This window comes from Algibacter lectus (genome assembly GCF_900112395.1).
Lineage (GTDB): Bacteria > Bacteroidota > Bacteroidia > Flavobacteriales > Flavobacteriaceae > Algibacter > Algibacter lectus.
In genome coordinates this window covers 214,503-239,036 of sequence record NZ_FOLN01000003.1, presented here as the reverse complement: position 1 = coordinate 239,036, position 24,534 = coordinate 214,503, and the positions used below count along the sequence as shown (strand labels likewise).

Annotated in this window: 21 protein-coding genes and 2 tRNA genes; 5 read left to right on the top strand and 18 right to left on the bottom strand. The window is 33.5% G+C overall.

Annotated features, from left to right (window positions below; genetic code table 11):
- Positions 1-7: 7 nt before the first annotated feature.
- From pth to BM246_RS06865, 3 genes are all read right to left on the bottom strand, one after another.
- A complete protein-coding gene (gene pth, locus BM246_RS06875) occupies positions 8-574 on the bottom strand; it encodes an aminoacyl-tRNA hydrolase (RefSeq protein ID WP_139221865.1) in 567 nt (188 codons plus the stop codon).
- A gap of 315 nt (positions 575-889) precedes the next feature.
- Positions 890-1,504 carry a 50S ribosomal protein L25/general stress protein Ctc gene (locus BM246_RS06870; RefSeq protein WP_042496099.1) on the bottom strand — a complete coding sequence of 205 codons (615 nt, stop codon included), beginning with the start codon at positions 1,502-1,504 and terminating at the stop codon, positions 890-892.
- Between the two features lie 56 nt (positions 1,505-1,560).
- The gene (locus BM246_RS06865) at positions 1,561-2,502 is read right to left on the bottom strand and encodes a ribose-phosphate pyrophosphokinase (RefSeq protein WP_042496101.1); all 942 of its coding nucleotides are present in this window, start codon (positions 2,500-2,502) and stop codon (positions 1,561-1,563) included.
- Positions 2,503-2,648: 146 nt separating this feature from the next.
- Between BM246_RS06865 and BM246_RS06860 the strand changes: the two genes are divergently transcribed.
- A tRNA-Leu gene (locus tag BM246_RS06860) sits at positions 2,649-2,728 on the top strand.
- A 96-nt stretch (positions 2,729-2,824) separates the two neighbouring features.
- Here the strand turns inward: BM246_RS06860 and BM246_RS06855 are convergent.
- The 3 genes from BM246_RS06855 to BM246_RS06845 all read right to left on the bottom strand — a co-directional run bounded on the left by BM246_RS06855 (position 2,825) and on the right by BM246_RS06845 (position 6,500).
- Positions 2,825-3,274 (bottom strand): DUF3157 family protein, encoded by a 450-nt coding sequence (locus BM246_RS06855; RefSeq protein ID WP_074936727.1) that lies wholly within the window; start codon positions 3,272-3,274, stop codon positions 2,825-2,827.
- 271 nt (positions 3,275-3,545) lie between these two features.
- Positions 3,546-4,640, bottom strand: coding sequence for a biotin synthase BioB (gene bioB / locus BM246_RS06850; RefSeq protein ID WP_074937146.1), 1,095 nt, complete (start codon positions 4,638-4,640; stop codon positions 3,546-3,548).
- Between the two features lie 39 nt (positions 4,641-4,679).
- Entirely contained in the window at positions 4,680-6,500 is a 1,821-nt protein-coding gene (locus BM246_RS06845; protein ID WP_074936725.1) for a TonB-dependent receptor plug domain-containing protein, read from the bottom strand.
- A 70-nt stretch (positions 6,501-6,570) separates the two neighbouring features.
- Here BM246_RS06845 and BM246_RS06840 point away from each other — a divergent pair, with 70 nt between their 5' ends.
- Positions 6,571-8,079, top strand: a complete 1,509-nt coding sequence (locus tag BM246_RS06840; RefSeq protein WP_074936723.1) for an aminotransferase-like domain-containing protein — start codon at positions 6,571-6,573, stop codon at positions 8,077-8,079.
- On the opposite strand, the gene BM246_RS06835 is transcribed toward BM246_RS06840, so the two are convergent.
- The 3 genes from BM246_RS06835 to BM246_RS06825 form a co-directional block, all read right to left on the bottom strand.
- Positions 8,043-8,516 (bottom strand): putative signal transducing protein, encoded by a 474-nt coding sequence (locus tag BM246_RS06835; RefSeq protein WP_074936721.1) that lies wholly within the window; start codon positions 8,514-8,516, stop codon positions 8,043-8,045. The genes BM246_RS06840 and BM246_RS06835 overlap by 37 nt on opposite strands.
- 250 nt (positions 8,517-8,766) lie before the next feature.
- A complete protein-coding gene (locus tag BM246_RS06830; RefSeq protein WP_074936719.1) occupies positions 8,767-10,170 on the bottom strand; it encodes a flotillin family protein in 1,404 nt (467 codons plus the stop codon).
- 3 nt (positions 10,171-10,173) lie between these two features.
- A complete protein-coding gene (locus BM246_RS06825) occupies positions 10,174-10,743 on the bottom strand; it encodes a hypothetical protein (RefSeq protein ID WP_317042975.1) in 570 nt (189 codons plus the stop codon).
- Positions 10,744-11,215: 472 nt separating this feature from the next.
- Between BM246_RS06825 and BM246_RS06820 the strand changes: the two genes are divergently transcribed.
- Together BM246_RS06820 and pheS are read left to right on the top strand one after the other, a co-directional pair.
- Entirely contained in the window at positions 11,216-11,620 is a 405-nt protein-coding gene (locus tag BM246_RS06820; protein ID WP_074936717.1) for a lipocalin family protein, read from the top strand.
- Positions 11,621-11,710: 90 nt separating this feature from the next.
- Entirely contained in the window at positions 11,711-12,730 is a 1,020-nt protein-coding gene (gene pheS, locus BM246_RS06815) for a phenylalanine--tRNA ligase subunit alpha (RefSeq protein ID WP_042502383.1), read from the top strand.
- A 72-nt stretch (positions 12,731-12,802) separates the two neighbouring features.
- Here the strand turns inward: pheS and BM246_RS06810 are convergent, their stop codons facing one another.
- From BM246_RS06810 to BM246_RS06780, 7 genes are all read right to left on the bottom strand, one after another.
- Positions 12,803-13,126: a DUF4286 family protein gene (locus BM246_RS06810; RefSeq protein WP_074936715.1), complete on the bottom strand. Its 324-nt coding sequence runs from the start codon at positions 13,124-13,126 to the stop codon at positions 12,803-12,805.
- 95 nt (positions 13,127-13,221) lie between these two features.
- Entirely contained in the window at positions 13,222-14,997 is a 1,776-nt protein-coding gene (locus BM246_RS06805; protein WP_074936713.1) for a tetratricopeptide repeat protein, read from the bottom strand.
- 85 nt (positions 14,998-15,082) lie between these two features.
- Positions 15,083-16,477 carry an RtcB family protein gene (locus tag BM246_RS06800; RefSeq protein WP_074936711.1) on the bottom strand — a complete coding sequence of 465 codons (1,395 nt, stop codon included), beginning with the start codon at positions 16,475-16,477 and terminating at the stop codon, positions 15,083-15,085.
- Between the two features lie 163 nt (positions 16,478-16,640).
- Positions 16,641-17,741 carry a slipin family protein gene (locus BM246_RS06795; protein ID WP_074936708.1) on the bottom strand — a complete coding sequence of 367 codons (1,101 nt, stop codon included), beginning with the start codon at positions 17,739-17,741 and terminating at the stop codon, positions 16,641-16,643.
- 679 nt (positions 17,742-18,420) lie between these two features.
- Positions 18,421-18,505 (bottom strand) — tRNA-Tyr (locus tag BM246_RS06790).
- A 157-nt stretch (positions 18,506-18,662) separates the two neighbouring features.
- The gene (locus BM246_RS06785; protein WP_042496367.1) at positions 18,663-19,208 is read right to left on the bottom strand and encodes a hypothetical protein; all 546 of its coding nucleotides are present in this window, start codon (positions 19,206-19,208) and stop codon (positions 18,663-18,665) included.
- 391 nt (positions 19,209-19,599) lie between these two features.
- Positions 19,600-20,220, bottom strand: coding sequence for a hypothetical protein (locus tag BM246_RS06780; RefSeq protein ID WP_074936705.1), 621 nt, complete (start codon positions 20,218-20,220; stop codon positions 19,600-19,602).
- 94 nt (positions 20,221-20,314) lie between these two features.
- Here BM246_RS06780 and BM246_RS06775 point away from each other — a divergent pair, with 94 nt between their 5' ends.
- Positions 20,315-22,036, top strand: a complete 1,722-nt coding sequence (locus BM246_RS06775) for a phytanoyl-CoA dioxygenase family protein (RefSeq protein WP_074936703.1) — start codon at positions 20,315-20,317, stop codon at positions 22,034-22,036.
- Between the two features lie 55 nt (positions 22,037-22,091).
- Here the strand turns inward: BM246_RS06775 and BM246_RS06770 are convergent, their stop codons facing one another.
- Both BM246_RS06770 and BM246_RS06765 read right to left on the bottom strand, forming a co-directional pair.
- Positions 22,092-22,523 carry a TerB family tellurite resistance protein gene (locus tag BM246_RS06770; RefSeq protein WP_042496118.1) on the bottom strand — a complete coding sequence of 144 codons (432 nt, stop codon included), beginning with the start codon at positions 22,521-22,523 and terminating at the stop codon, positions 22,092-22,094.
- A gap of 221 nt (positions 22,524-22,744) precedes the next feature.
- On the bottom strand, positions 22,745-24,508 hold the full coding sequence (locus tag BM246_RS06765; RefSeq protein WP_175489786.1) for a YfiR/HmsC family protein: 1,764 nt from the start codon (positions 24,506-24,508) through the stop codon (positions 22,745-22,747).
- Positions 24,509-24,534: the final 26 nt, after the last annotated feature.

Genomic DNA, 24,534 nt, shown 5'->3' with positions numbered 1-24,534 from the left:
AACTAATTTACTTACCGTTAAAATTATTCATGGTATTGCTCATTCCTGCTAAACCGAAAGATTTAATAAGCTCTACCGATTTTGTTAAACGCTCTTTCATAGTTTTGTTTTCCTCTTCGCTCCACTCGCCAAGAACATAATCGATTTGCTTGCCTTTACTAAAGGCATCGCTAATACCAAAACGGAACCTATTATATTTTGTCGTGTTTAGCGTGCTTTGGATATCTTTTAACCCGTTGTGGCCACCATCGCTACCTTTTGCTTTTACACGAATGCTACCAAAGGGTAAATTAAGGTCGTCGGTAATTACTAATAGATTTTCTAAAGGAATTTTTTCTTTGGTAAGCCAATATTGTACCGCTTTACCACTTAAATTCATGTAGGTACTTGGCTTTAGTAAAATAAAGGTGCGTCCTTTTAACTTATAAGTTGTAAGGTCTCCAAATTTCTGCGTGGTAAAGGTTAAATCTTCTTGAGCTGCTAAGTAATCTAATACTTTAAAACCAATATTATGGCGGGTATTTGCATACTCTGCCCCAATGTTTCCTAAACCAACTATTAAATATTTTTTCATAGGTTTTTGCGCTTCTTTGTTATTTTCTTTTCTAAATATTTTTAATAAAAATTGCCGCATTTTATTGTTTTCTTTTAAACAAACACAACCAATACACACCTAACTTATCGTGCCTAACTATTGTTGATAAGTTTGCCTTTGCGTTAGGGATTGCAGTGAAAAGCCCACAGCTTTACCAATGGTAATTGGTGGAGCGAGGACTTGCAGCGTAAAGCCCGACCCTTTTCGGGTAACGCCCAAATTATTATTTTGTGTAAAAATAAAAAAGCATCCTGAATTAACAGAATGCTTTTTGTATTTTGAAGTGAATATGTTCTATTCTTGAGCCGCTTCTGCTGCTGGAGCTTCTGCACCTTCTTCTTCTTCGTCATCTTCAACAACTGCTGTTCTAGAAGTTTTAATTTGACATACAACTGTGTTATCAGTATGTAAGAAAGTATATTTTTCGTTTGCTAATTCGCTAACAGCAACTTTATCACCAATTTTTAATGGAGTAATATCTACTTCAATAAAATCAGGAAGGTTTGCTGGAAGTGCTTTAACACGTAATTTACGGTTGTTTCTACGTAAGATACCACCATTTTTAACACCTTTCGAGTTTCCTACTAAGTTTACAGGAATATCTAAAGCGATTTCTTTGTCTTCGAATAACTGGTAGAAATCTACGTGTAAAATTCTGTCTGTTACTGGGTGAAATTGAATGTCTTGTAGTACTGCACTAAAAGTTTCACCACCTTCTAAATTAATCACAACTGTATGCGCATTAGGCGTGTATACTAGTTTTGAGAAGGCTAATTCTGCTGCTGCAAAATGTACTGGTTTGTCTCCTCCGTATAATACGCAAGGAACCTGACCAGCATTACGTAAGGCTTTAGCTGCTTTTTTGCCCACGCTTTCTCTTTGAGATCCGTTGATTGTAATTGATTTCATTTTTAATATATATATTTAATTAATACTCTAATTTGTGTTTTCCTTTTCAGGAAAAATTACATTACAAAACTTGAACTAATAGACGTATTGTTGTGTACCTTATCCATAACCTGAGCAAATAAATCTGCGCAACTTAATACACGAATTTTATCGCTTAATGGTTTTACCGGAATAGAATCGGTTACAATAAGTTCTTCTAATTTTGAGTTTTCTAATTTCTTGTATGCATCACCAGATAAAATTGGGTGTGTACAAATAGCTCTAACGCTTAATGCGCCACGCTCCATCATTAAATCGGCTGCTTTTGCTAGTGTTCCGGCTGTATCAACCATATCATCTACCAACACAACGTTTTTACCTGTTACGTCACCAATAAGTTCCATGTGCGAAATTACATTGGCTTTTGCGCGTTGTTTATAACAAATTACTACATCACTTTTTAACGCTTTAGAATAGGCATAAGCTCTTTTAGATCCTCCCATATCAGGCGATGCAATGGTTAAATTTGGTAAATTTAAACTGCGTAAGTATGGTAAAAAGATAGTAGATGCAAAAAGGTGATCTACTGGCTTTTCGAAAAACCCTTGTATTTGATCAGCATGCAAATCCATAGTGATTATACGTGTTGCACCTGCTGCTTCTAACATTTTCGCTACCAATTTTGCCGCAATTGGCACTCTTGGCTTGTCTTTTCTGTCTTGTCTTGCCCAACCAAAGTATGGTAAAACTGCTGTAATGTGTCTTGCTGATGCTCGTTTTGCAGCATCAATCATTAACAACATTTCCATTAAATTTTCTGGACCAGGGTTTGTTGAACCTATGATGAAAATACGTGCTCCACGTATAGACTCCTCGTAAGAGGGCTGGAATTCTCCATCGCTATAAGTTGAGGTAATTACTTTACCTAGTTTAGCTCCGTATGCTTTAGCGATTTTCTCGCCAAGGACTTTACTTTGAGTACACGCAAAAATTTTAGCTTCTGTTACTACTATGGGCATGGTTAATGTGTTGTTTTATAGGGATAAAAACATCTCTTGTTTTAAACAAGCTGCAAATTTATGGATTTATTTTTACCTAAAATGTATATTGATGCGTATTTTTTGAGTTATATATCGAAAAAATCTATATTTTTGCTGCTCCAAATGCTCAAGTGGTGGAATTGGTAGACACGTCGGATTCAAAATCCGATTCTTCGGAGTGCGGGTTCGATTCCCGCCTTGAGTACTTTTTAAGGCCGTAAACAACTTAATTTTAGTTTTTTACGGTTTTTTTTATGCCGATATTTTGCCGAAAAAACAAGAAAACTTCAATTACCTAAAATTAAAAAAGTTTAGACGCCTTTATAATAGAATTCCCTAAGCGTTTATAAGTTACCTCAGCTCCATTTGCACAAAAATGATAAACCGCTTTCTTTTTTTGCTCAGAAAAAGACAATAAAAAAACATCGTCTACCGAGCAGTTTTGATCTTTAGCGACTTTCTTTTTTACATATCTCATAGAGGAACGACCGCGTTTTAATTGTGATTGAATTTTACCATCTAACCTAGGCTCTAAGTAACCTACTTCTAGACTACATCCGTTTTCACCTGCCGCTTTAAGCGATTCGATTAAAGCGGTTTGCGATTCCGAATCTACAGCATCAAGATACTCCCAAGTATAATCGTTTTTAAGAAACACACGGCGTCCGTCCTCGGTTTTTACAATTTGACCAGTTTGCGAGAAGCTAAAAGATGATACAAGTAAAAATAAGAAGAGAGTAAAGGTTTTCATAAAATAGATATTGTAATTATAGTATTCAAAAATACAGCTTTCAAACCATAAGACAGAAACAATAATGTCATTTTAAAAACTGAAAATTATTTATCTTAATATTACAGCGTTACCCGAAAAGGGTCGGGCTTTCCGCTAAAAGTTTTGGCTCGATGCTCGCCTCGCCAAAAGCTACCGCTGCAATCCCTAACGCGAAAAAAGCCCGCTAACAACACCTTCAACAGGCTATCAACAGACTTTATTTATAAAATTTATCCTCTAAAAAAGAGCGCTACTTAATCAATTTTCCTTTTTCTTTAGCCAATTCGTTACGTTCAATTTTATGCTCTGGGCGTGTCCATTTTGGTTTTTCACCTAGAGATTCAAATTCAGAATCGGTTGCTTCGACAGTTTGTGGTTGTACCTTTTTTGTAAAAGGTTTTTGCGGATTCAATCCTAATAGTTCAAACATTTTCATGTCTTCATTAACATCAGGATTTGGCGTGGTTAATAATTTATCGCCAGCAAAAATAGAGTTTGCACCAGCAAAAAAGCACATGGCTTGTCCTTCTCTACTCATTTGCGTTCTACCCGCACTTAAGCGCACTTGGGTTTCTGGCATAACAATTCTTGTGGTTGCCACCATCCTAATCATCTCCCAAATAGAAACCGGTTTCTCATCTTCAAGCGGTGTGCCCTCTACAGCAACAAGTGCATTAATTGGTGTAGATTCTGGTTGCGGATTTAATGTAGAAAGCGCAACAAGCATACCTGCTCGATCTTCAATATTTTCGCCCATACCAATAATACCACCACTGCAAACGGTAACATTAGTTTTGCGCACATTATCAATAGTATCCAATCGATCTTGATAACCACGCGTAGAAATGACTTCTTTATAATACTCTTCCGAAGAATCTAAATTATGGTTATACGCATACAAACCTGCTTCTGCCAAACGTTGTGCTTGGTTTTCGGTAATCATACCTAAAGTACAACAAACCTCCATGTCGAGTTTATTAATGGTACGCACCATTTCTAAAACGGCATCAAACTCTTCACCATCTTTTACATTGCGCCATGCCGCTCCCATACAAACCCGAGAACTTCCGCTTGCCTTTGCTCGTAAAGCTTGCGCTTTAACTTGTGGCACCGTCATTAAATCGTTGCCTTCAATATTAGTATGGTAGCGTGCAGCTTGAGGACAATACCCACAATCTTCACTACAACCACCAGTTTTAATAGAAAGTAAAGTTGATACTTGCACTACATTAGGATCATGATTTACGCGATGCACCGTGGCCGCCTCGTAAAGCAATTCCATTAATGGCTTATTGTAAATCTCTAGAATTTCTTCCTTTGTCCAATTGTGTTTTGTATCGCTCATAGATTCCATTTTTTTCACTCTATCACAGAAAACGTTTAATTAATTTAAACTATATCGCATACCAAATAATATATTACTAGGCGGCATAGGTACAAAACCAGCTTCAATATAATCGGCATTAAATATATTACTCGCTGTAACGGTAAACTCTAATTGCTTTACATTAACAACTAAAGATGCATCCCAAACATTATAGCTATCACCCGTGGTACGTTGTGCATGCTTGTAAATAATATTATGACTTACATTTTTAAATAACTGCGTACTTAAACGAGTAGTAAAATGATGTTTTAGTGTATTTAAAGAATAACGCGATAATTCTTTATTCTGATTTAAAATATCATCTTCTAAAAAATTATAACCAACAGCCAATGTTTGATTAAACGTATTTAGTTTAAAATTATAAGCGGCATCAACCTCAAAACCTTTAGTATTAACCTCAGTAATATTTGTTGCTGTATAAACAGTTTCTGTTGTGTTTGGACGAATAAAATCGATTAAGTTTTGTGCATCTCTATTGTAAACCGCTACAGAACCAGAAAATCTTGGTGAAAAATATTTAATTCCAATTTCTTGCGCAAAAGCTTCTTCAACCTCCAAATCTGGATTTCCAGCTGTACTTGGATCATTGTAAAACAAATCGGTATACGTTGGTATTCTATAAGTATAACCAATGTTACCATAAGCTTTTACAGCATCACTTATTTTGTAGCCAACATCTAAACCAGGGAAGGCATAAAAATCGAAATCTGAAAAATAAGTAACAGCAACACCAGGCGTAATATCTAATTTATTATCCAACGCTTTAAACTTGTGTTCTAAAAACAAGGTCGTCATAAATCGATCACGATCTCCTAAATTATTACTTGTAATAAAATCTTCAGACATATCGATTCCAAAACCTGTAATACCAGCTTTTGATCTATAAGACCCGTTAACCTCAGCTCCTATTTTATTAGAAATATGTAAATTTCTATAAACCGTTGGATCATTACGTAAATACACATATTCATCCTGGTTTCGTTTCCAGTAAATACGTGGTTTAATTGTTAAATTTTCAGTTTTAAACTGTGTAGAAAACGCAATTAAGCTGTTTTGAGTTTCTTCATATTGATCAGTTCCGCTTTCTCTTGCATAAAAACCATTGGCACCAAACTTTCTCTCTTGAAAAGTAGCGATCATTTCAATAGCTTTTTTGTCTTTGTTGAATACACTTTTTACAAAAAAGTTACTATTATCGTAATCAGTATTATATCGATAACCAGCCGAAGACATTTTGTCGACATGCACAATATTCGATGAATTCTCTAAATCTGTAGCAATGGTAACACCAACGTTTAACTGGCCAAACGAACCTGTTTCCGCTTTAACAGAAACAGTATTATTTAATACTTTTTTAGTAACAATATTAATAGCACCGTTAAAAGCATTTTGCCCAAATATACGAGCAGCAGGACCTTTAATAATTTCAATACGCTCAATAACCTCTATTGGTAAAGCCGCATTCATGGTGTGATGACCTGTTTGTACATCATTCATTTTAACACCATCTATAAGTAAAAGCGTTTGATCAAAACTTCCGCCTCTAATGTATAAATCGGCCTGACTTCCAGCAGTACCACGACGTCTTACATCTATACCAGCTACTTGTTGCAATAAATCTGCTATATTATTGGCAGCACTATTTTTAATAGCTTCTGCAGAAATAATATTTATAGTTCTTGAGTTTTCCTTAAAAGGAAGATTTATTCTTGTCGACGCTACAACTATAGTATCTAAGTCTTGTTTTTGTTGCTCTTGTTGTGCATGCGACATAAATGTGCACATAATAAAAGCAGTTAAAGCGAATGTAGTTTTCATAAAAGTTTTGTTTATAACGCTGCAAAAGTCGTAACTTTCCGGACGAGTTAAGTAGTCCAGTTTTAAAACAATGAATAGTCCGGTTAGTAATCTCTTACAGCAATTAATACAATTTGAAAAAAATACGTCTCAACCCGTATACATTCAAATAGCTCAGCAAATTATAAATGCTATTCAGCGTGGTTATTTATCCATAGGAACAGCATTACCAGGAACTCGTATTTTAAGTCAGAAATTAAAAATCCACAGAAACACCGCTGTTGCTGTTTATGATGAGTTAGCCTCGCAAGGTTGGGTAGAAATAATACCCAACAAAGGCACATTTATTTTGGTTCCGGAGCAAACAACAGCACCTATAAAAGCTACAGCTCACCAAATAGACCAAGTATATCAATACCCAAAAACTACAGGTTTTCCTTTTCAAACATCATTTAATTTAGCATCTACATTACAAACTACAAAGGCAGAATACAGCATAAACGATGGCAACCCAGATTTAACGCTGCATCCGGTTCACGAATTTTCTAGATGGTATAGTGCCGCCATGAAACGGAAATCTTTAATTTCAAAATGGAACCAAACCACAGCAGTATCCTATTCAAAATTTGAAACTCAACTCTGTAATTATTTAAACGCAACTCGAGGGTTTCATATAAAACCAAACAACCTTATAAGTACGCGAAGTACAGAAATGAGCTTATATATTGTTTCTCAGCTTTTAATAAAACCTAAGGATGTTGTTTTGGTAGGCCACTTAAGTAACTATGCCTCAAACATGATTTTTCAGCAAGCCGGAGCAGACATAAAAACAATTCCGGTAGATGAACATGGTTTAGATGTTGATTACATAAGAACTCATTTTATAAAAGGGAGCATTCGCTTTATATACATCTGTGCACATAGGCATTATCCAACTACAGTAACGCTTAGTGCCGAGCGCCGATTGAAATTATTGGAACTAGCCAAAACCTACAAATTCGCTATTATTGAAGACGATTACGATTACGATTTTCAATACAACGGTTCTGCCATGTTACCCATGGCAAGTGCCGATGGTAATGGCGTAGTGGTTTATTTAGGAAAGCTTGGCCAATCGCTATTCCCTAGTTTTCAAACGGGATTTGTAGTAGCTCCCGAAAGTTTAATTTCTGAAGCAAAAAACTATTTGCAATTACTAGACAAGCAAGGCGACATGATACAAGAGCAAATACTTGCCGAGTTAATTCATGAAGGTGAAATATACCGACTGCTAAAAAAAAACATTATAACTTATAAAGAAAGGCGCGATTGTTTATGCGAACACTTAGCCTCCTATTTTAAAAATATTATTACATGGGAAAAACCATCGGGTGGCTTAGCAATATGGCTGCGATTTAACAATAAAATCTCTTTGGTAAAATTGGCTGAAGAATCAGAAAAACTCAACTTATTTCTTCCAAAAACAATACTTTATCAAGACAAAGATACTTGTGCTATCCGTTTTGGTTTTGGACAGCTCAATGAAGAAGAATTAGAGACTGCAATTAAAACTTTAAAAACTGCTTATGACATTGTAGGCTCTGCATCTGGCACAACATAAATAGGGGACACTTTCTCTATATCAAATTCCGTTTTACAAGCTTCACATCTGTATTTATGTTTTGTATAAATTGGTAAAGCAGATATGATAATATTAGTTATGAAAGCAAAAATAAAAGCAAAAAACGCTTTAATATCCTTTATTGTCGAATAAAGTTCGATTTGATCACTTTTACAATTCGGACATTTTATAGCATTACCTTGGTTATCTAAAGAGAATTTATTTATCGATTTTAAAATATGTTCGGCTTCTTCAGCTTGATACGATAATACTTTCAGTTTTACACCACCAATAGCATTACTTACTAAAGGATCGGTATCTATAGTAAGGTTATCGAATAAAAACACCCGAATGCCATCGGCTTCCAAACGACCTTTTATAATTTGTGCTTCGGTAGAATATTGAAATCTGGCTATGGTTTTAAAAGTATCGTTCATATTAATAATTTATTCAAGTTAAAAAAAGCTTAAACACTAACAACATGTAAAATACAACTAAAAAAGTCAACTTTTACACCTTGAATAATTTCATCTAAAACATCGCTTCCATAATAAGCTTTAGAGGATAGTTTCTCTTTTAAAAACAGCTAAAGTTATAAATAGTCTTAAAAAAAAGCCCAAAAATCAAAATAGATTATTGGGCTTTTTAGTTTTATAAAGATTAATCTTTAATTACTTCTCTGAGGTATTATTTTTTTTCAGAAACTACCTCAGCAGCTTCAACATCTTTTCCTTTTAAATACTCTGGTAATTGCATACCAGCCATATCGAACATTTCTTGTAAAGGAGGTACAGATTTGTACATACCAGAAAGAAAATTAGCTGTTGACGATTTCCCGTCTTTTCCGCCACCATTTTCCCAAACAGTAACCTTATCAATTTTAATGTTTTTAATAGCTTCAGATTGCATTCTTACTAGTTCTGGTAATTTATCAGCAACTAAAAGTAGTACGGCATCTTTAGAGTTATTTCCTGCAGCCTTTACAATTTGATCTAAACCAGCAGCTTGTTTCGTTAATACTTCATATAAACCTTGCGCTTCTGCTTGTGCTTTAAAAAGAATTCCGTCGGCCTCACCTTTAGCACGCCTTCTTATTCTTTCAGCTTCCGCCTCAGCGTCAATTTCAACTTTCTTTTTATCAATTTCAGCAGGTACAATGATATCTGCCATTTGAGAAGAACGCTCACGTTCCGCTCTTGCTGTTTCTGCTAATTGTTCCGCAGCATAAGATTCCTCTAGCGCTTTTGCAGATTGCACTTTCTCTGACGCATTTGCTACACGTTCTGCTTCTGCTTCACGTTGACGACGTAAAGAATCGGAATTTGCAACAGCAATTTTCGCCTTATTTTCACCCTCAACCGCTTGCGCATTTGCTGCAGCAACCTGTGTTCTTTCATCTTGTACCGCATTCGCTTCACCAATAGAACCATCTCTAGTTTTTTCGGCAACCGATTTACGTGCTGCATTTATTGCGTGTGCTGCAGCTTCCTTACCTAAGGCTTCAATATAACCAGACTCATCAACGATATCGGTGATATTTACGTTAATCAGTTTTAAACCCACTTTCTTTAATTCTGTTTCTACAGATTGAGAAATGTTAGTTAAAAACTTATCACGGTCATTATTAATTTCTTCAATATCCATAGAAGCCACTACTAAACGTAACTGACCGAATATAATTTCTTGTGCTAAATCTTGAATTTCATTTTGACCTAAACCTAAAAGACGTTCCGCAGCATTTTGCATAACTCCAGGCTCGGTAGAAACTCCAATTGTAAAACGTGATGGCACGTTTACACGAATATTTTGTTTAGAAAGGGCGTTTACTAAATTCACCTCAATAGAAATAGGTGTTAAATCTAGAAACTCGTAATCCTGAATTACAGGTACAATAAAGGCTGCACCACCATGGATACATTTTGCCGATTGTCCACCGCCAACTTTACCATAAACTACTAAAATTCTATCTGAAGGACAGCGTTTATAGCGCCTAACTAGTACTATAAAAAATAAAAAGACGAATAAAATAGCCGCAATTACAGCGATTGGTAAACCCAATTGAAGGTTCTCCTGTACAAAAAGTGTTAGCATGTGTTATTTATTTAGTTGTTCTACAATTAATATTCCGTTTGTGGTAACTTCTTTTACCGATATTACTGAGCCAGATTTAAGGTCTGTTTCCGAGTCTGTTAAAGCTTCAAGTTCTCTTAAAGCACCTTGAACTCTCACATGAGCCTTACCTATAGTTGAGCGTTTAGCTCCAATGGTTAAGTACACTTCGCCTACACTACCAATAGCATTTTTCATTTTTAAAGTCCCGCTATGGTTTAGTTTTTGCATAGAATAAAACATAGCAGCCATAACAGCCATCATGGCTAAACCACAAAGAATGGAAACCATTATCGTTATTGGCTTAGAGAAGCCTGCATCAATACACGCAATACCACTCCAACCAAAAAGAGTAAAAAAGCCAACAAGATTTTTAAAGGTTATAAACTGAAACCCAATACCTGTATCAGCTTCAATTTCGGCATCGGTATCTAAATCTCCCGAATCACCACCAATAAACGTGGTTACAATGGTGATCACAAAAATAAAAGAGCCAATTAATGCAATGCCCCAATAGATTTGTGTAAAAAGCGCCAAGCTGTAAAACCACTCCATAATTTTAGATTTAAAAAAAATTAATAATTAAATGTAATACCTTTTTTACGATCGAACAATTTATTTTGAAAGTATAATAAAAACTACATTCCCTCTAAACACTACAACGATAATAAGTGTGTTTTTCTAACCGTTTCGAGGTCTTTTATTTCAAAAAATTAACTATTGATCTTTAAAAAGCCCATTCGATATTTAGAATCTCACACATTCAAAAAGCAAGACCAAACTTCTCCTTATAAGTAGCTCATATTAATGTTTTGTTACAACAACATTCTAAATAAAGTATTATTTTTAAAATACAACCACTTATAAAGCATTGGCTCTACTTTATTATTCGCACTAAAAAACACCTATCAAGACAGACTTGCTTTTTGATTAAAATTATTAAAAAACACATTTAAACAGAAAAAACAAACAGATTATCGATCTTTTTTATATATTCGCTTCTTAAATTTAAAAACCCAAATCAAAAATGAAAAAATTAATTTTACTTTTAAGCGTTATTACATTAACCTTTAGCTCTTGTAGTAGTGACGACGATTCTCAAGATTCAATTATTGGAATATGGAATTATTACCAAAGTTTTGAAAATGATGAAGAATATGAACTAGACAGCTGTGATAAACAAGACCAATTAACTTTCAACTCAGACGGAACTTATTCTTCAATTACTTATTATAGTGGAAATGATGATACATGCATGGTTGACTATGAATCGACTGGAACTTGGGTAAACCTAGGCGACAATATTTACGAGTTTACAGAGAATGAAGATGACTACACTAGTACAGCAACCATTATTTTTTCTGGTAATACATTTTATTTTATTGATGAAGATGGAGAGGACACATACAAAGAAGTATATATCAAAAATTAATTTTCTTATCGTTAAATAATACAAACGCCTTCAATTGAAGGCGTTTTTTATTTATAAAATCATTAAATTTGCGCACATTTTGAACAGGTCATGATAGATAAAATTAAAGAACTTATTAGCGAAGCCGAATCTTTTAAAGCACAATCGAAAGACGAGGTAGAAGCATTTAGAATAAAATATTTAGGTAAAAAAGGGTTATTAAACGACTTTTTTGCAGAGTTTAAAAATGTGGCAAACGACCAAAAAAAAGAATTTGGCCAAACCATAAATAAACTAAAAAAAACAGCCGAAGATAAAGTAAACGCTCTAAAAGCAGAACTTGAAAGTACCGAAGAAGTAAAAGGTATTTACGGCGATTTATCTAGACCGGGAGAACCGGTTCAAATAGGTGCACGACACCCTATTTCTATCGTAAAAAATCAAATTATAGATATCTTTTCTCGCATTGGATTTAATGTAAGTGAAGGTCCAGAAATAGAAGACGATTGGCACAATTTTACAGCATTAAACTTGCCAGAATACCATCCGGCGCGCGATATGCAGGATACATTTTTTATCCAAACCGATCCAGATATTTTATTACGCACGCACACCAGCTCGGTACAAGTACGTTATATGGAAAACAATACACCACCAATTAGAACCATTTCTCCTGGTCGTGTATACAGAAACGAAGCTATTTCTGCGCGTTCTCACTGTTTTTTCCACCAATTAGAAGGCTTATATATTGATAAAGATGTAAGCTTTGCCGATTTAAAACAAACACTACAACATTTTACAAGTGAAATGTTTGGGAAAAGCGAAATTCGTTTACGTCCATCATACTTTCCGTTTACAGAACCAAGTGCAGAAATTGATGTGTACTGGGGTTTAGAAACAGAAACAGATTATAAAATAACAAAAGGAACAGGTTGGTTAGAAATTGGAGGTTGCGGTATGGTAGATCCAAACGTTTTAGAAAACTGTAAAATTGATTCTACTGAATATTCTGGTTTTGCTTTTGGTGTTGGAATAGACCGAATTGCAATGCTACTACACCAAATTGGTGATATTCGTTTATTAAGTGAAAATGATGTACGTTTCTTAGAGCAATTTAAGAGCGCCTTATAATAAATACGATATTTTAAAACATAAAAAAGCCTATAAATTTAAATTTATAGGCTTTTTTATACTCGGTTTTTATTACTTAAAATTAACCGTATATTCATCTACTATTTCTAGTTCAGTACGAAATGAGAGCACTTTATCGGCAAATTTCTTAAGTCCTTCCATTCTAAATTTATCGGCATCGTCTCGGTAATAAGCATCTAAAGCTTCACGAGAATACGATCGGTATTGCACAGAGTAAGTTACACCTTCAATATCTTCTTCTACCAAAACCTTACTAAGCGTTGCCTTTTCAAACTTACCTGTCCCTAAAACCTGTGGAATATGTTCTTTTATCCAGATTAACCATTCAGCTTCTATAGACTCGTCGATGTTTGAAGTTACGTTATATATTATCATAGTTTCTATTTAAAGCCGCAAAATTAAAGCTCCTAGTTACAATACCCAAATTACTCTTGGTTTATTGTTAAAATCGCGTAGATTAAGCTTTGAGATTAGTTTATAGCATCGCCACGTAAAGCTCTAAATTTCTTTCGTGCTTCAACAAAATAAATACTATCGGGATGGCTAAAAATAATCTCTTCGTAAAGCGGTTTGGCTTTATCTGGCTGCTCTAAGTAATTCATGTACAATTCAGCCAATTTAAATAAGGCATTATCAATTAAAATACCTTCTCCATAATTTTCAATTATAGATTTATAGTTACTCTCGGCTTTTTCAAATTGTTGTTTTCCTTCAAATAATTCTGCTTGCTTGTACAAAGCCTGAGCAATAATAGGCTCCGTTTTATGCGCGGCCAAAACCTCGCTTAACAAACTAATAGCTTCATCATTTCTATTCTGAAAGGCCAACAAATCGGCTTTAGCATAGATTTTTAGGGCAGTTTGTAGAGAATCTTCATATTTATTGTCTGTTATTAACAGCTTCAAGTCTAATGCATCATTAGCGATTAATTGCGATGTTGATGATTTTAAAATTTTTAATTGAGATTCTGCCCACTTAAAATCACCTTTATAATAACTTGTTTTTGCAACTTTGTACCTGGCTTCTTGAGATATTTCACTGTTTTTTAAGCTTCGCTGAATTTGAGTATAATAAATTAAAGCTTGATTAAATTTTTCTTGAAGCACCAATATATCACCCAATTCCAACTTCACCTCAGCCTTCTGAAATTCTGTTAAAGATAGTTTTAAAGACTTTTCTAAAAAGGAAGTCGCCTTAGTTGTTTCATTCTTATAAAATGCTAAAAAATGCGCATAAGCAATTTGAAGTTTTAAGGTTTGAGAAACCGAACCAAACTCTTCAAACAACTCTAAATACTTAGCCTCAATAGCTTCGTAATTTTCTTTAGAACTTACTTTCTCTTCTAGTTGTAATAAATGGTAATTTGCCGACACCTTTGTGCCAGTATCTTGAGCTTTTTCTATAAGGTATGTGTAAATTTCTTTAGCCGTTTCGTATGCTTTTTCATTAGTTGCAATTACCGCCAAATCAGCTATTCTGTTTAAACTTTCTGGCTGACGATTAAAAATGGCCTTTTCTTGAACAAATGCTTTTTTAATATCTTTTTGCTGCACAAACAACCAACTTAATAGCTCGTTCCATAGCAAATCTGGAGTTTGCTGTGCTTTTTTTAATAAAATTTTTCGGAATATTATATTATTCTCATTATCACTATTTTCACTTATAAAATCGTTAATAGACCGTTTGATATTATTTACAGTAAACGGATTAGCCTCAACATAATCTATATAACTGGTAAACATTTTTTCAACTTTACCTTGCTCTCCATACAACTGAGCCAATTGTAAATCGAAATTATATTTAGGGTTTAAAGCCACACCTTTTTCATAAGCCAAAATAGCTTCATCTAGCAAACTATGATTTTGAAACCCCTTTGCTACAGAAAACACATTGCTAGCCCGTAAATCGATACTTTCTAAAGCTTTATTATACTGAAGCCTTGCATTTACGGTATCTTTTTGCAACTGAAAATTATAGCCTAAATCGACTAAAAACCCAGAATACGCAATATCCTCCATCACCTCTAGCAAAAAAGCTTCTGCCTCGGCATATTGCTCTAATTGCTGATGCGTTTCTACAATAGCATTTATATTTGTTAAGCTTGTTGATGGCCCTTCATAGATTTTTTTATACTCAGCTAAAGCCTTTTTAAAGTCACCGTTTTTAAAATATTCCCTCGCTAAAATATCAGATTGCGAAAAAATATTCGTGCTTATAAACAAACAAAGTATTAAAAAAATTCTCATGTTGTAAATATAACAAATGTGCTTTTGTGTTATTGTGATCCTGGGTATTTTTTATGCTAGGTTTAAAAATTATTAAATAATAAACCTAGCGTTTGTTTTTATTGCGCTTATCTCTTTTAATTTTCCAAGGTGCATTTTTCTGCCAATCTCCAGCCATAATACAACCATAAGGTAAAACCTCATCAATGACTTTACCTAAGCCATATTCGTCCATTTGAGCCCTTACCGTATTTGCATTTTTGTAAGCAGAAGGTAACTCGGTAATATCAATTTCCTTTGAAAAAAACCGAACATCCAAACCTCTAGTTTCTTCTTTAAAAATTTGCATAGTGGTTCCTGTTTTGCTTTTTCTATGTTGCGTTCTACTTACGTTTCGACCAGCACCATGAGGTGCAAATCCTAAATTGTTTGCTGTTGTATCTCCTTCAACAATTAAAACCGGTTCACTCATGTTCAAAGGGACTAACCTTGGACCTGTAATATCTGGCATAAACTTAGCATCCAGAGGTGTTGCACCTTTAGCATGGTAAAACAAATCACCATCTTTAAAAACGAAGTTATGCTCGTTCCAGTATCTGTTCTCAATGGCTATCTCTAGTGTTTCTGCTACAGCATTATGTAACACCTCATGGTTTAATTTTGTCCAATCTCTTATGGTTTGTAAGGCATTCCAATAATCTTGACCTTCTTCTGTTTTAAACGGAATCCACGCATTTTGTTTCATTGTTTCTGGCGATAATTCTTTTCTAAACCGTTCGGCAACCTTCATACCTTTATCATATAATCTCGCTCCTGGACCTCTTGATCCGTGGTGCGTAATCATCATTGTATTTCCTGTTTTTTTAGATTTACCTACAAACAAAAAATGGTTGCCATCACCTTGAGTACCTAAATGAGTTCTTGCTATTTGAATCATTTGCTTATCTTTTAAGAACACGTTAGCCTCAAAAGCATCCAATAATTCCTTTGGAAATCTAAATTGAGAATCTCTATCACGTCCGCCAGGACCAAAGTGTGTATTTGCATGAGCTGCATCCAAAATAGCTTTTGGATCTGCTTTACCAAAATCGGTTAGCATTACAGAACAGCAAATATCCGCACTATGCATTCCTGGGTGAATTGCATTTTTAGCAACTGCAACACCACCAACTGGGATTATTCCATCTGGTCCCGTTGGGCACGCGTCTGGCATAATAGCGCCTCCAACTAAAGTAGGTGTTTTCATTAAGGTTTGCATGGAGTTAACCACTTTAAAAACGTTGTCTTTTTCTAATTCGTTTTCGGCTTTAATATTGATTGCAAAATCAACTGATTTTGTATGTAACCCGATTGGATCGGGAGATTTGAATTGCTCTAAATAATTAGATAGTTCAACCTGAGATAATGTGTTGTTGTTAATATATTGAATAGCGTCTTTCATCCATTTTCCTTGTCTGAATCCTAAGGCTATTAAATCGTTTCCTGTTATTTGTGTTTTCATTGTTTCTTTAATTTTATGATTCTAAAACTAGTTTAGAATTAAATAAATACTTAGCAAGTACACCCGCGTAAGCGATTGATGCGGTATCCTTTTGCTTTTTCTGCAAAAGATTTAGCGGAAAGCGCGACCCAAACTTTTTTCTGGTTTGGGTTACGCCATAATTTTACTTATTTACAGAGAAAATATCTTTTAATTGTTCGATTACGTTACCGTTTCCAGCCACTGTAATTTCGCCAATTTTATCAGCAATTTTCTCTACATATTCCATCTCTTTTAATTTAAACAACATGCTGTTGTCTTCCATTAATTTTGCAGTGTTCAACAAGCTGCGTGTAGATGCGGTTTCTTCCCGTCTTGTTACTACATTGGCTTGCGCTTTTTTCTGAGCGATTAATACTTGGTTCATGATTTCTTTCATGTCTCCTGGCAAAATCACATCTCTTAAGCCTGCATGTAAAACGGTTACACCTAACTTTTGTGCTTGTGTTTGCACATCTTCTACTACTGCTTTTGCAATGTTGTCTTTTTGATCTAACAACTCGTCTAAAGTGTAAGCTCCAATAAAAGACCTTAATGCTAATTGCAAGTTGGTGTACAATTGTTTTTCGTAATCTTTGTTGCGCAATAAAGCAGTTTCGATATCTGTAACTTTGTACTGTGCGTAAAAATTAATGCGCACAGTGGCTTTGTCTTTGGTTAACAATTCTTGACCTCCAACTTCTAATTGTAATTGACGTAAATCTGCTTTCGCAATTTTAATAGTTTGATTATTTCTCCAGTAGTGGTATGTACCATGATCTAAAATTTTATCAAACGTATCATCAATAATTAGAACTGCTTTTTCATGTGCTGCAACTTCAAACGTGCGAATATGTAGACGCAAAGCATTGTTGGTATACAAAGCTTTATTTATTGTTTCTGGAATAGTAATATCGCTTAAATCTACGGTGATAAATCTATAGCTTACTAGGTCTCTCCAAAAAGTGTGTCGTCCTGCTGTTAATACGTTTTTAAAGTTATTATTGCTATACACTAATACCATTTGATTGTCTTCTACATTAATAACGTGCAACATATCTGCCAACGTTTGATCTTTAAGTAAAACCTCCAATGCTGTTGGTGTATTAAAGGCTAGGTCTAAGCTATAAACTAATACATGTTCATTAAACTTTAACCAATGTGATCCTTGGGTAATAACACATTTGTAATTACCATTTTTAAATACTAACCCTACTTTTCCTGCATGAATTCTTACTCTTTTCATCTTATTTGATTTTTAATGTTCTGTTATTTTTGTTTTTTTATTCAGAACTATTAATTATTTATAATAGAATTTCAGTCAAGCTGAAATGACTATTCTTTATTAAAACAAAGCAAAAGCAAACCATCTTTTTAAATACGGAAAGACAATTGATTTAAAGCGATTTAGGTAGCGTTTTATTGAAGATTAATTAATTGCAATTTGAATAATTTTCAAACTGTATTTTAACTAATGATTCTTTAAAAGAATACCTAAGGCATCTAAAAATACATTTGTATTTCAAGGTATTTTCCGGACTGCTGCAACAACAAGTTGTTTTAGCGAGTTTACCTTTACTTTGTTTTTTGCCTTTTTTAAGTGAGACACACTTGGTGGTCGATTTTTATAAGTGACCTTCTTCGTGAAATAATGGATTTTGAGTCCATTGTCTTTGACCGCTCGACCACAAGATCATTTCGATCTTGGCAGGATTCGAACCTGCGATTGTTTCTATTGCTTAACCGGACTTAGCTACTTCAAATTAATGAAGGCAGGATTCGAACCTGCGTACATAGAGGAGATTATTTATTTGGCTAAATAACCGAAAGCCTTCAAGTCAAGTTGAATATAAAAACCTGATGCGAAACCGCAAGGATTTATACAATAGTGCTATACTGAAACACAGAACAAGACTTGCTTGATGTGGAAGTAGTAGGACTCGAACCTACATGTTCATTTAAGAAACGAGAGTTACAGTCTCGCGAGCCAACCAATTGCTCAATACTTCCAATTTTAATATTTTAAAGAACTTTTATTAAGCTCCACCAGCGTCCTTGTCTGGTGGAGCAACTTCTTTTTAAAGTCTGATTCCAAAAGACTTCCTTTTAATTACCCTGCAAATATTACAGGTTGTTGCGCAATCTTTTTGCGTAGTAATAATTAATTTCATTTATTTTTCTTCTTTTTACACTTTTTCTTCTTCGCTTTGCTTTTAGACGGTTTCTTTTTAGGCTTTATTTTGCTTTTGTTTCTAGATATTTCTAAATCTATATAGCTTATAAAATCGTTATTAAATCCAAATTGCTTCGCTGTTTTAAGCGCTTTAATTGCCTTTTTGTTCTCTTGCTTTATTTCAAAAAGCCGACCTTGTTTCTCCCAAATACAACCTTTATCAACACCTTTTATGGTTAAGGCAAAATCGATTAGTTTTTGGGCTTCTTCTAAATCTTCATTATCTAGTAACACTTGAATGTACCTTGGATATACTTTTTGAAAATCCATATTGTTAGCTAAAGCTTCGGCATAATATTGCTTTGCTTTGTCGTAGTCGCCTAATTGCTCTGCCTGTAAACGTGCCATTAAGTATAAAGCGTAAGCATTATTACTTTGGTAAGACAAGGCGTAATTTAGATTTTCTACAGTTTCTTCTAACTCATACGGATAAGCATCTATAGCTTTAAGCACGTAGTTGTTTAACAAATTCGTGTCCATTGTTTTATTTTTGTTTTTTGATTTTAGACAATTATTAGAGCCACTCAAGATTGTGTTTTGAGCAACAAATAATATCTACTTATAACTGTTTTTGGAAATATGTTTAGCAGGCTTGCTAATGACTGGAAATAAAAAATCCGAAACAGTTTTTAACTTGCTTCGGATCTTTCATTTATAAAATTGAAAAGTTTATCTAACGATAATCACGAAGCATCACAAAAGGCATAATGCCTTTAGGATCGATTTGATATGTTATAAATAAACTCATAGTTTCTAATTTTTAATTCAACTTGATTTTGGTTGAAATGCGTTGCAAATATCTAAATTTATTTTCGACTTCTCCAAATTTATTTTTCTAACCAGTTAAAATTTAGCTTCATAATACGAAGTATTATATTTTTTTGAAAAAAGCAAATATTTTTTGAATGAAGGTATACTCTTTTTCGTTTACAGTGTTTTTCAAAGAACTATCAGTAGAATTTAAATTATTTTTTTGTTCCGTACTGTTCTCTTCAATTTGTTTCAACAGCTCTATGCTTTCTTCTATGCTTTTTGCAGATTCAAACTTAGTAATCACAGAAATAGCAATCCCTTTTAGCTTAATATCAATATCTTTTTCGCTAGTATATTCATCTTCAAAATATTCATATGAATTATAGACATCATAAAATTCCCAAAAAGGATTTAATTCAGTGTAATAATCAAAATCGGAAATAATACCTACAACAGATTTTTTAATATTCTTAGAAGCTTCAGCGTTTTTTATTTTTATACAATTTTGTAGTAACTTAACAACTAACAGCTCTTCATCTGTGAAAATACTAGCCGTTATTTCTTTTAGCTCCTTTATCGATTTCGCTTCTCTATAATTGATATTGATTATGTTAAAAAATAAAGAATCTGCTTTTATTTTTTGATTTATATATTCAGAAGAATACAACCAATTTTCAAATTGAGAAACAGCTATTTTCTCAGTTAACACATCAAATATTTTTAGTTTTAAAGCTTCCATAATTTTAATATTTGATACAAATTACTCATATGTATACGCAATCTTTTTGCGCACTAGATATTTTCTCATAAATTAGAAGAAATTTTTTTAGAAAATGGCTGTAAACAAAAATGCATTAATTCGATATAAAACAATAGATAAATGCCTTCAAAACAACTTTAAGCAATGGACACTTAATGATTTAATTGAAGCTGTTTCTGATGCTTTATATGACTATGAAGGTAAAGATATTGATGTCAGCAAACGTACAGTACAACTAGATCTACAAATGATGCGTAGTGACAAACTAGGCTACAATGCACCAATTGTAGTTTATAATAGAAAGTTTTATAAATACGATGCCGACGATTATAGTATTACTAACAGCCCAATTTCCAACCAAGATTTAACTAAGTTATCAGAAGCGGTTTCTTTCTTAAAACAATTTCAAGGTTTCTCTCATTTTGATGAGTTAAGCAGTATGGTTCAAAAACTAGAAAATCATGTTTACACACAGAAAACAAATGAAAAATCACTAATAGATTTTGAGAAAAACGAGAACTTAAAAGGCTTAAAATATTTAGATAAACTCTATCAGTATATTTTAAAGAAAGCAGCGATAGACATTACTTACCAATCTTTTAAAGCTAGACAAGAAAGCACATTTACATTTCATCCATATTTACTAAAAGAGTTCAGAAACCGCTGGTTTATTATTGGAAAAAGAAACAAGAATGAAGGCTTAATGAATTTAGCTTTAGATAGAATTATTGCTTTAAATAAAAGTGAAAATAGTTTTTTACCTGACGTAACATTTGACTCAGAAACCTATTATAAAGATGTTATTGGGGTTTCTGTAAGTCCGCATTTAGAACCAGACCCTGTATTGCTTTACGTGAATCACAAACACGCACCTTACGTTTTAACTAAACCATTCCATCATTCGCAAAGAGAAGTAAGTCGCGATAATTATGGTGTAACAATCGCTTTAGACGTACAGCTTAATTTTGAACTTGAAAAAGAAATTTTAGGTCTAGGGGAAGGTGTAAAAGTAATTGCTCCCGAACGCTTAAAGCGAAATATAAAAGAGCGCTTGTATGATGCTGTAGATGCTTACGAAACTGAAATTAACGACAAAAACCTACAAACCATTGCAAAACGATTAGAACATAAAGGTTTTGGAATTCTAAACCATATCTATACCAAAAGAGACATTAGAAAACTAAAAACTAATCTTGATAGTTATATAAAAGAACATAACGAGCAAGCTTTTGGCATGCGTGAAGTATTAAAAAAAATCCCAAAATTAAAAGACACTTTATTTAACAAGAATTTTAAAAAGCTAATTAAATCGATTGATAAAGATGTGTTCTTAACTAAAGCTATTTATTTTGATAAATCTCCAAAAGACAATTGGTATGTAACCTGGCATCAAGATGTACCCATAAATGTCTTGGAAAAAATAGAGGTTGATGGTTTTAAATCATGGACTAATAAAAAAGGAGTCATAAGTGTTTGTCCTCCTGAAAATATTTCTAAAAATACGTTTTCAATACGTATCCATTTGGATGATACTACAAATAAAAATGGGGCTTTAAAAGTGATTCCGGGCTCACACAATAAGCGTTTAAATGATGAAGAAATAAAGCTTATTTCTAATAATTCAATTCCTTTTATAAGCGAAATTGCAGCAGGCGGTGTTCAATTAATAAAACCATTATTATTGCATGCTTCTTCTCCAACAATTGTTCAAAAACGTCGTCGGGTATTACATTTAGAGTTTTCTTCTATCAAATTACCTAATGGCTTGCAATACGCAGAACACCAAACCCTATAACATAAAAAAAGCACCCTAAAAAGGGTGCTTACATTATATAACATAGATTAAACAATTATTGATTCATTTTTTTCATGGCATCAATAAAATCATCTAAATCCGTACCGCTATTAACTAAAGTCAATGCTTTATCCACAATATACTTTACATTATCAGCATGAAAACCAAGCCCTAAAGCTATTTTTCTAAGTAAAATTTCTTCGTGATCGCCCTTAATATGATCCACATAAACCATACGTGCTAAATCATATAAACGCTCTAAACGACGATCGTAAGATGTTGGAGGGTTAATTGGGTGCGATTTATAATCCTCTAATATCAAATTAAAGTCACCTTCACCAATATCTAAATTACGAGCTAATCGCTCTAAAAACGCTTGTTCCTCAACTGTAATCACGCCGTCATCCATTGCAATTCTTACAATTGCAGCAAAATGATCCTCATTACGCTTTTTAAAACCACTATCAAATAAATCTGAAAACGACATATCTTTTTTCTTTTTTAAGTGATGCAAACCTACATATTTTTTTTAATATTATAAACCGAAATTTCAAATATTTGGGCGTTACCACAAGGGTCGGGCTTTCGGCAGTCGCTCTCTTCGAGGAGCTTCAACAAACGCCTCAATCCTTAACGCAGCAATCGCTACTTAAAAAACAATGTAAATTTACTAGAAATAGCAGGCTTACTTTTTATAAAACCTTTGCTCTACTTAGGTATAGTAAAGAAAAACGTGGTGCCTTTATGCACTTCAGATTCAAACCAAATTTGACCACCCAAAGACTCAACTATTTTTTTACAAAAAGACAAACCAATACCTGTTCCCTCATATTCTTCACGAGAATGCAGCCTCTGGAAAATAGAGAAAACTTTACTTTTATGCTTTTGAGAAATACCAATACCATTATCTGCTACCTCAAATTGCCAAAAGTTTTTGTTCTGCGGACCGTAAATAACGGTTTTAAAACTAATAACTACCTCAGGGTCTACATCTGCTTTTTTAAACTTAATGGCATTATTTATTAAATTCTGAAAAACCCCTCTAAGCTCAACCTTACTACCTAAAACAGTCGGTAAATCTCCGTAGGTTACTTTGGCATTAAAGCGCGTAATAGCATTCGCAATATCCAACGTTATTTCTCCTAGTAAATCATTACAATCAATCTCAGTTTTCTCTTTAGATTTACCTAATTTAGAATACTCCAGCAAATCGTCTATCTGGGTTCGCATGCGTTCGCTAGATTTATCTATAAACTCCATACTCATCATAGCATCATCATCGAGTTTTCCTTTATAATCATCTTTTAACAAAGCAATAAGCCCAGAAATGGTTGCCAAAGGCTCTTTTAAATCATGACTTGTGATATACGCAAACTCTTCTAATTCTTTATTCTTAGAAGCTAACGTAAAAGACTGGCTATATATCGTGTTGTTCTTCTCCTTTAAAACAGTATTTAATCGCTTTGTACCATAGTAATTTCTCAATATCACCCAAACCAATATTACAGCAAAAAGCACCAATGCCAATAACAAGTAATTAATTGTGCGCTGTGTATTCAGTTTTTCATTAATTTCTTTAGCTTTCAACTCCTTATCAAGTATATCTTCTCTTTGTTGAACAAGAATAACGTTCTGCTTTTCTATCTCACTATTACTCTGCGCAATTTTTTCTTGCTTGTTTTTAAGCGAATCTACCTGCTTTAAAATACGCTGCTCCAGCTCGCTTTCGATAATTAATTTATCGGAGTATTTTTTCTTTTGAAGCTCAGAAAGCGATATAAGTTCCTTAATTTCATTTTCTTGATTTGCTAAAGATTTGTTTTTATTTTTTAACAAATTTTCTTTATCGCCTATAGTTTGTTTTTGGCCTTTAATCTCCTCATCTTTAAGCTTAATATTACCTTCTACTTCAGATAATTTATCTTTAGTTTTAGCTAAAGTATCTTCAGAATTCTGAAACAACTGTTTCCATTTTTCTATAGTCGAAATAGCATTTTTGCGAAGATTGTAGTACGCAGTAATATTGCTGCCTCGCATAAGTTTCTCATTAATTTCATATTGAAAATCATTGCCTACATTAACAATATTAATCATAGAAGAATTAAACGGGTAATTCTCCGTAATAAGTAAAGTATTACTGCTCGATATTTTATTTAAAACATACGAAATATCAAAATTCTTATCATAATTAGTGTAAACAACATCTACGTTTTTAATATCTTTTACACGACTAAAACTAACCACTTTAACTGGCTTATTTTTAATTTCCCTTTTTTGCGCTAAGCTTTTTAAATCTATAACAGTACGATCCTTACCCAAAACCCCAATAACAAAATTTGGATCTGTATGCGTATCACCATAAAGTGTTTGCTCTGCAACATTGAATATAAAAATAGCTCGCTTAAGTCGTTTTACCTGCTCGTTATCTGTGTTTTGAGCATATGCTTGCATAGCCATTAGACACAACAGCATTAAAGCATATTTTATTAAAACATTAG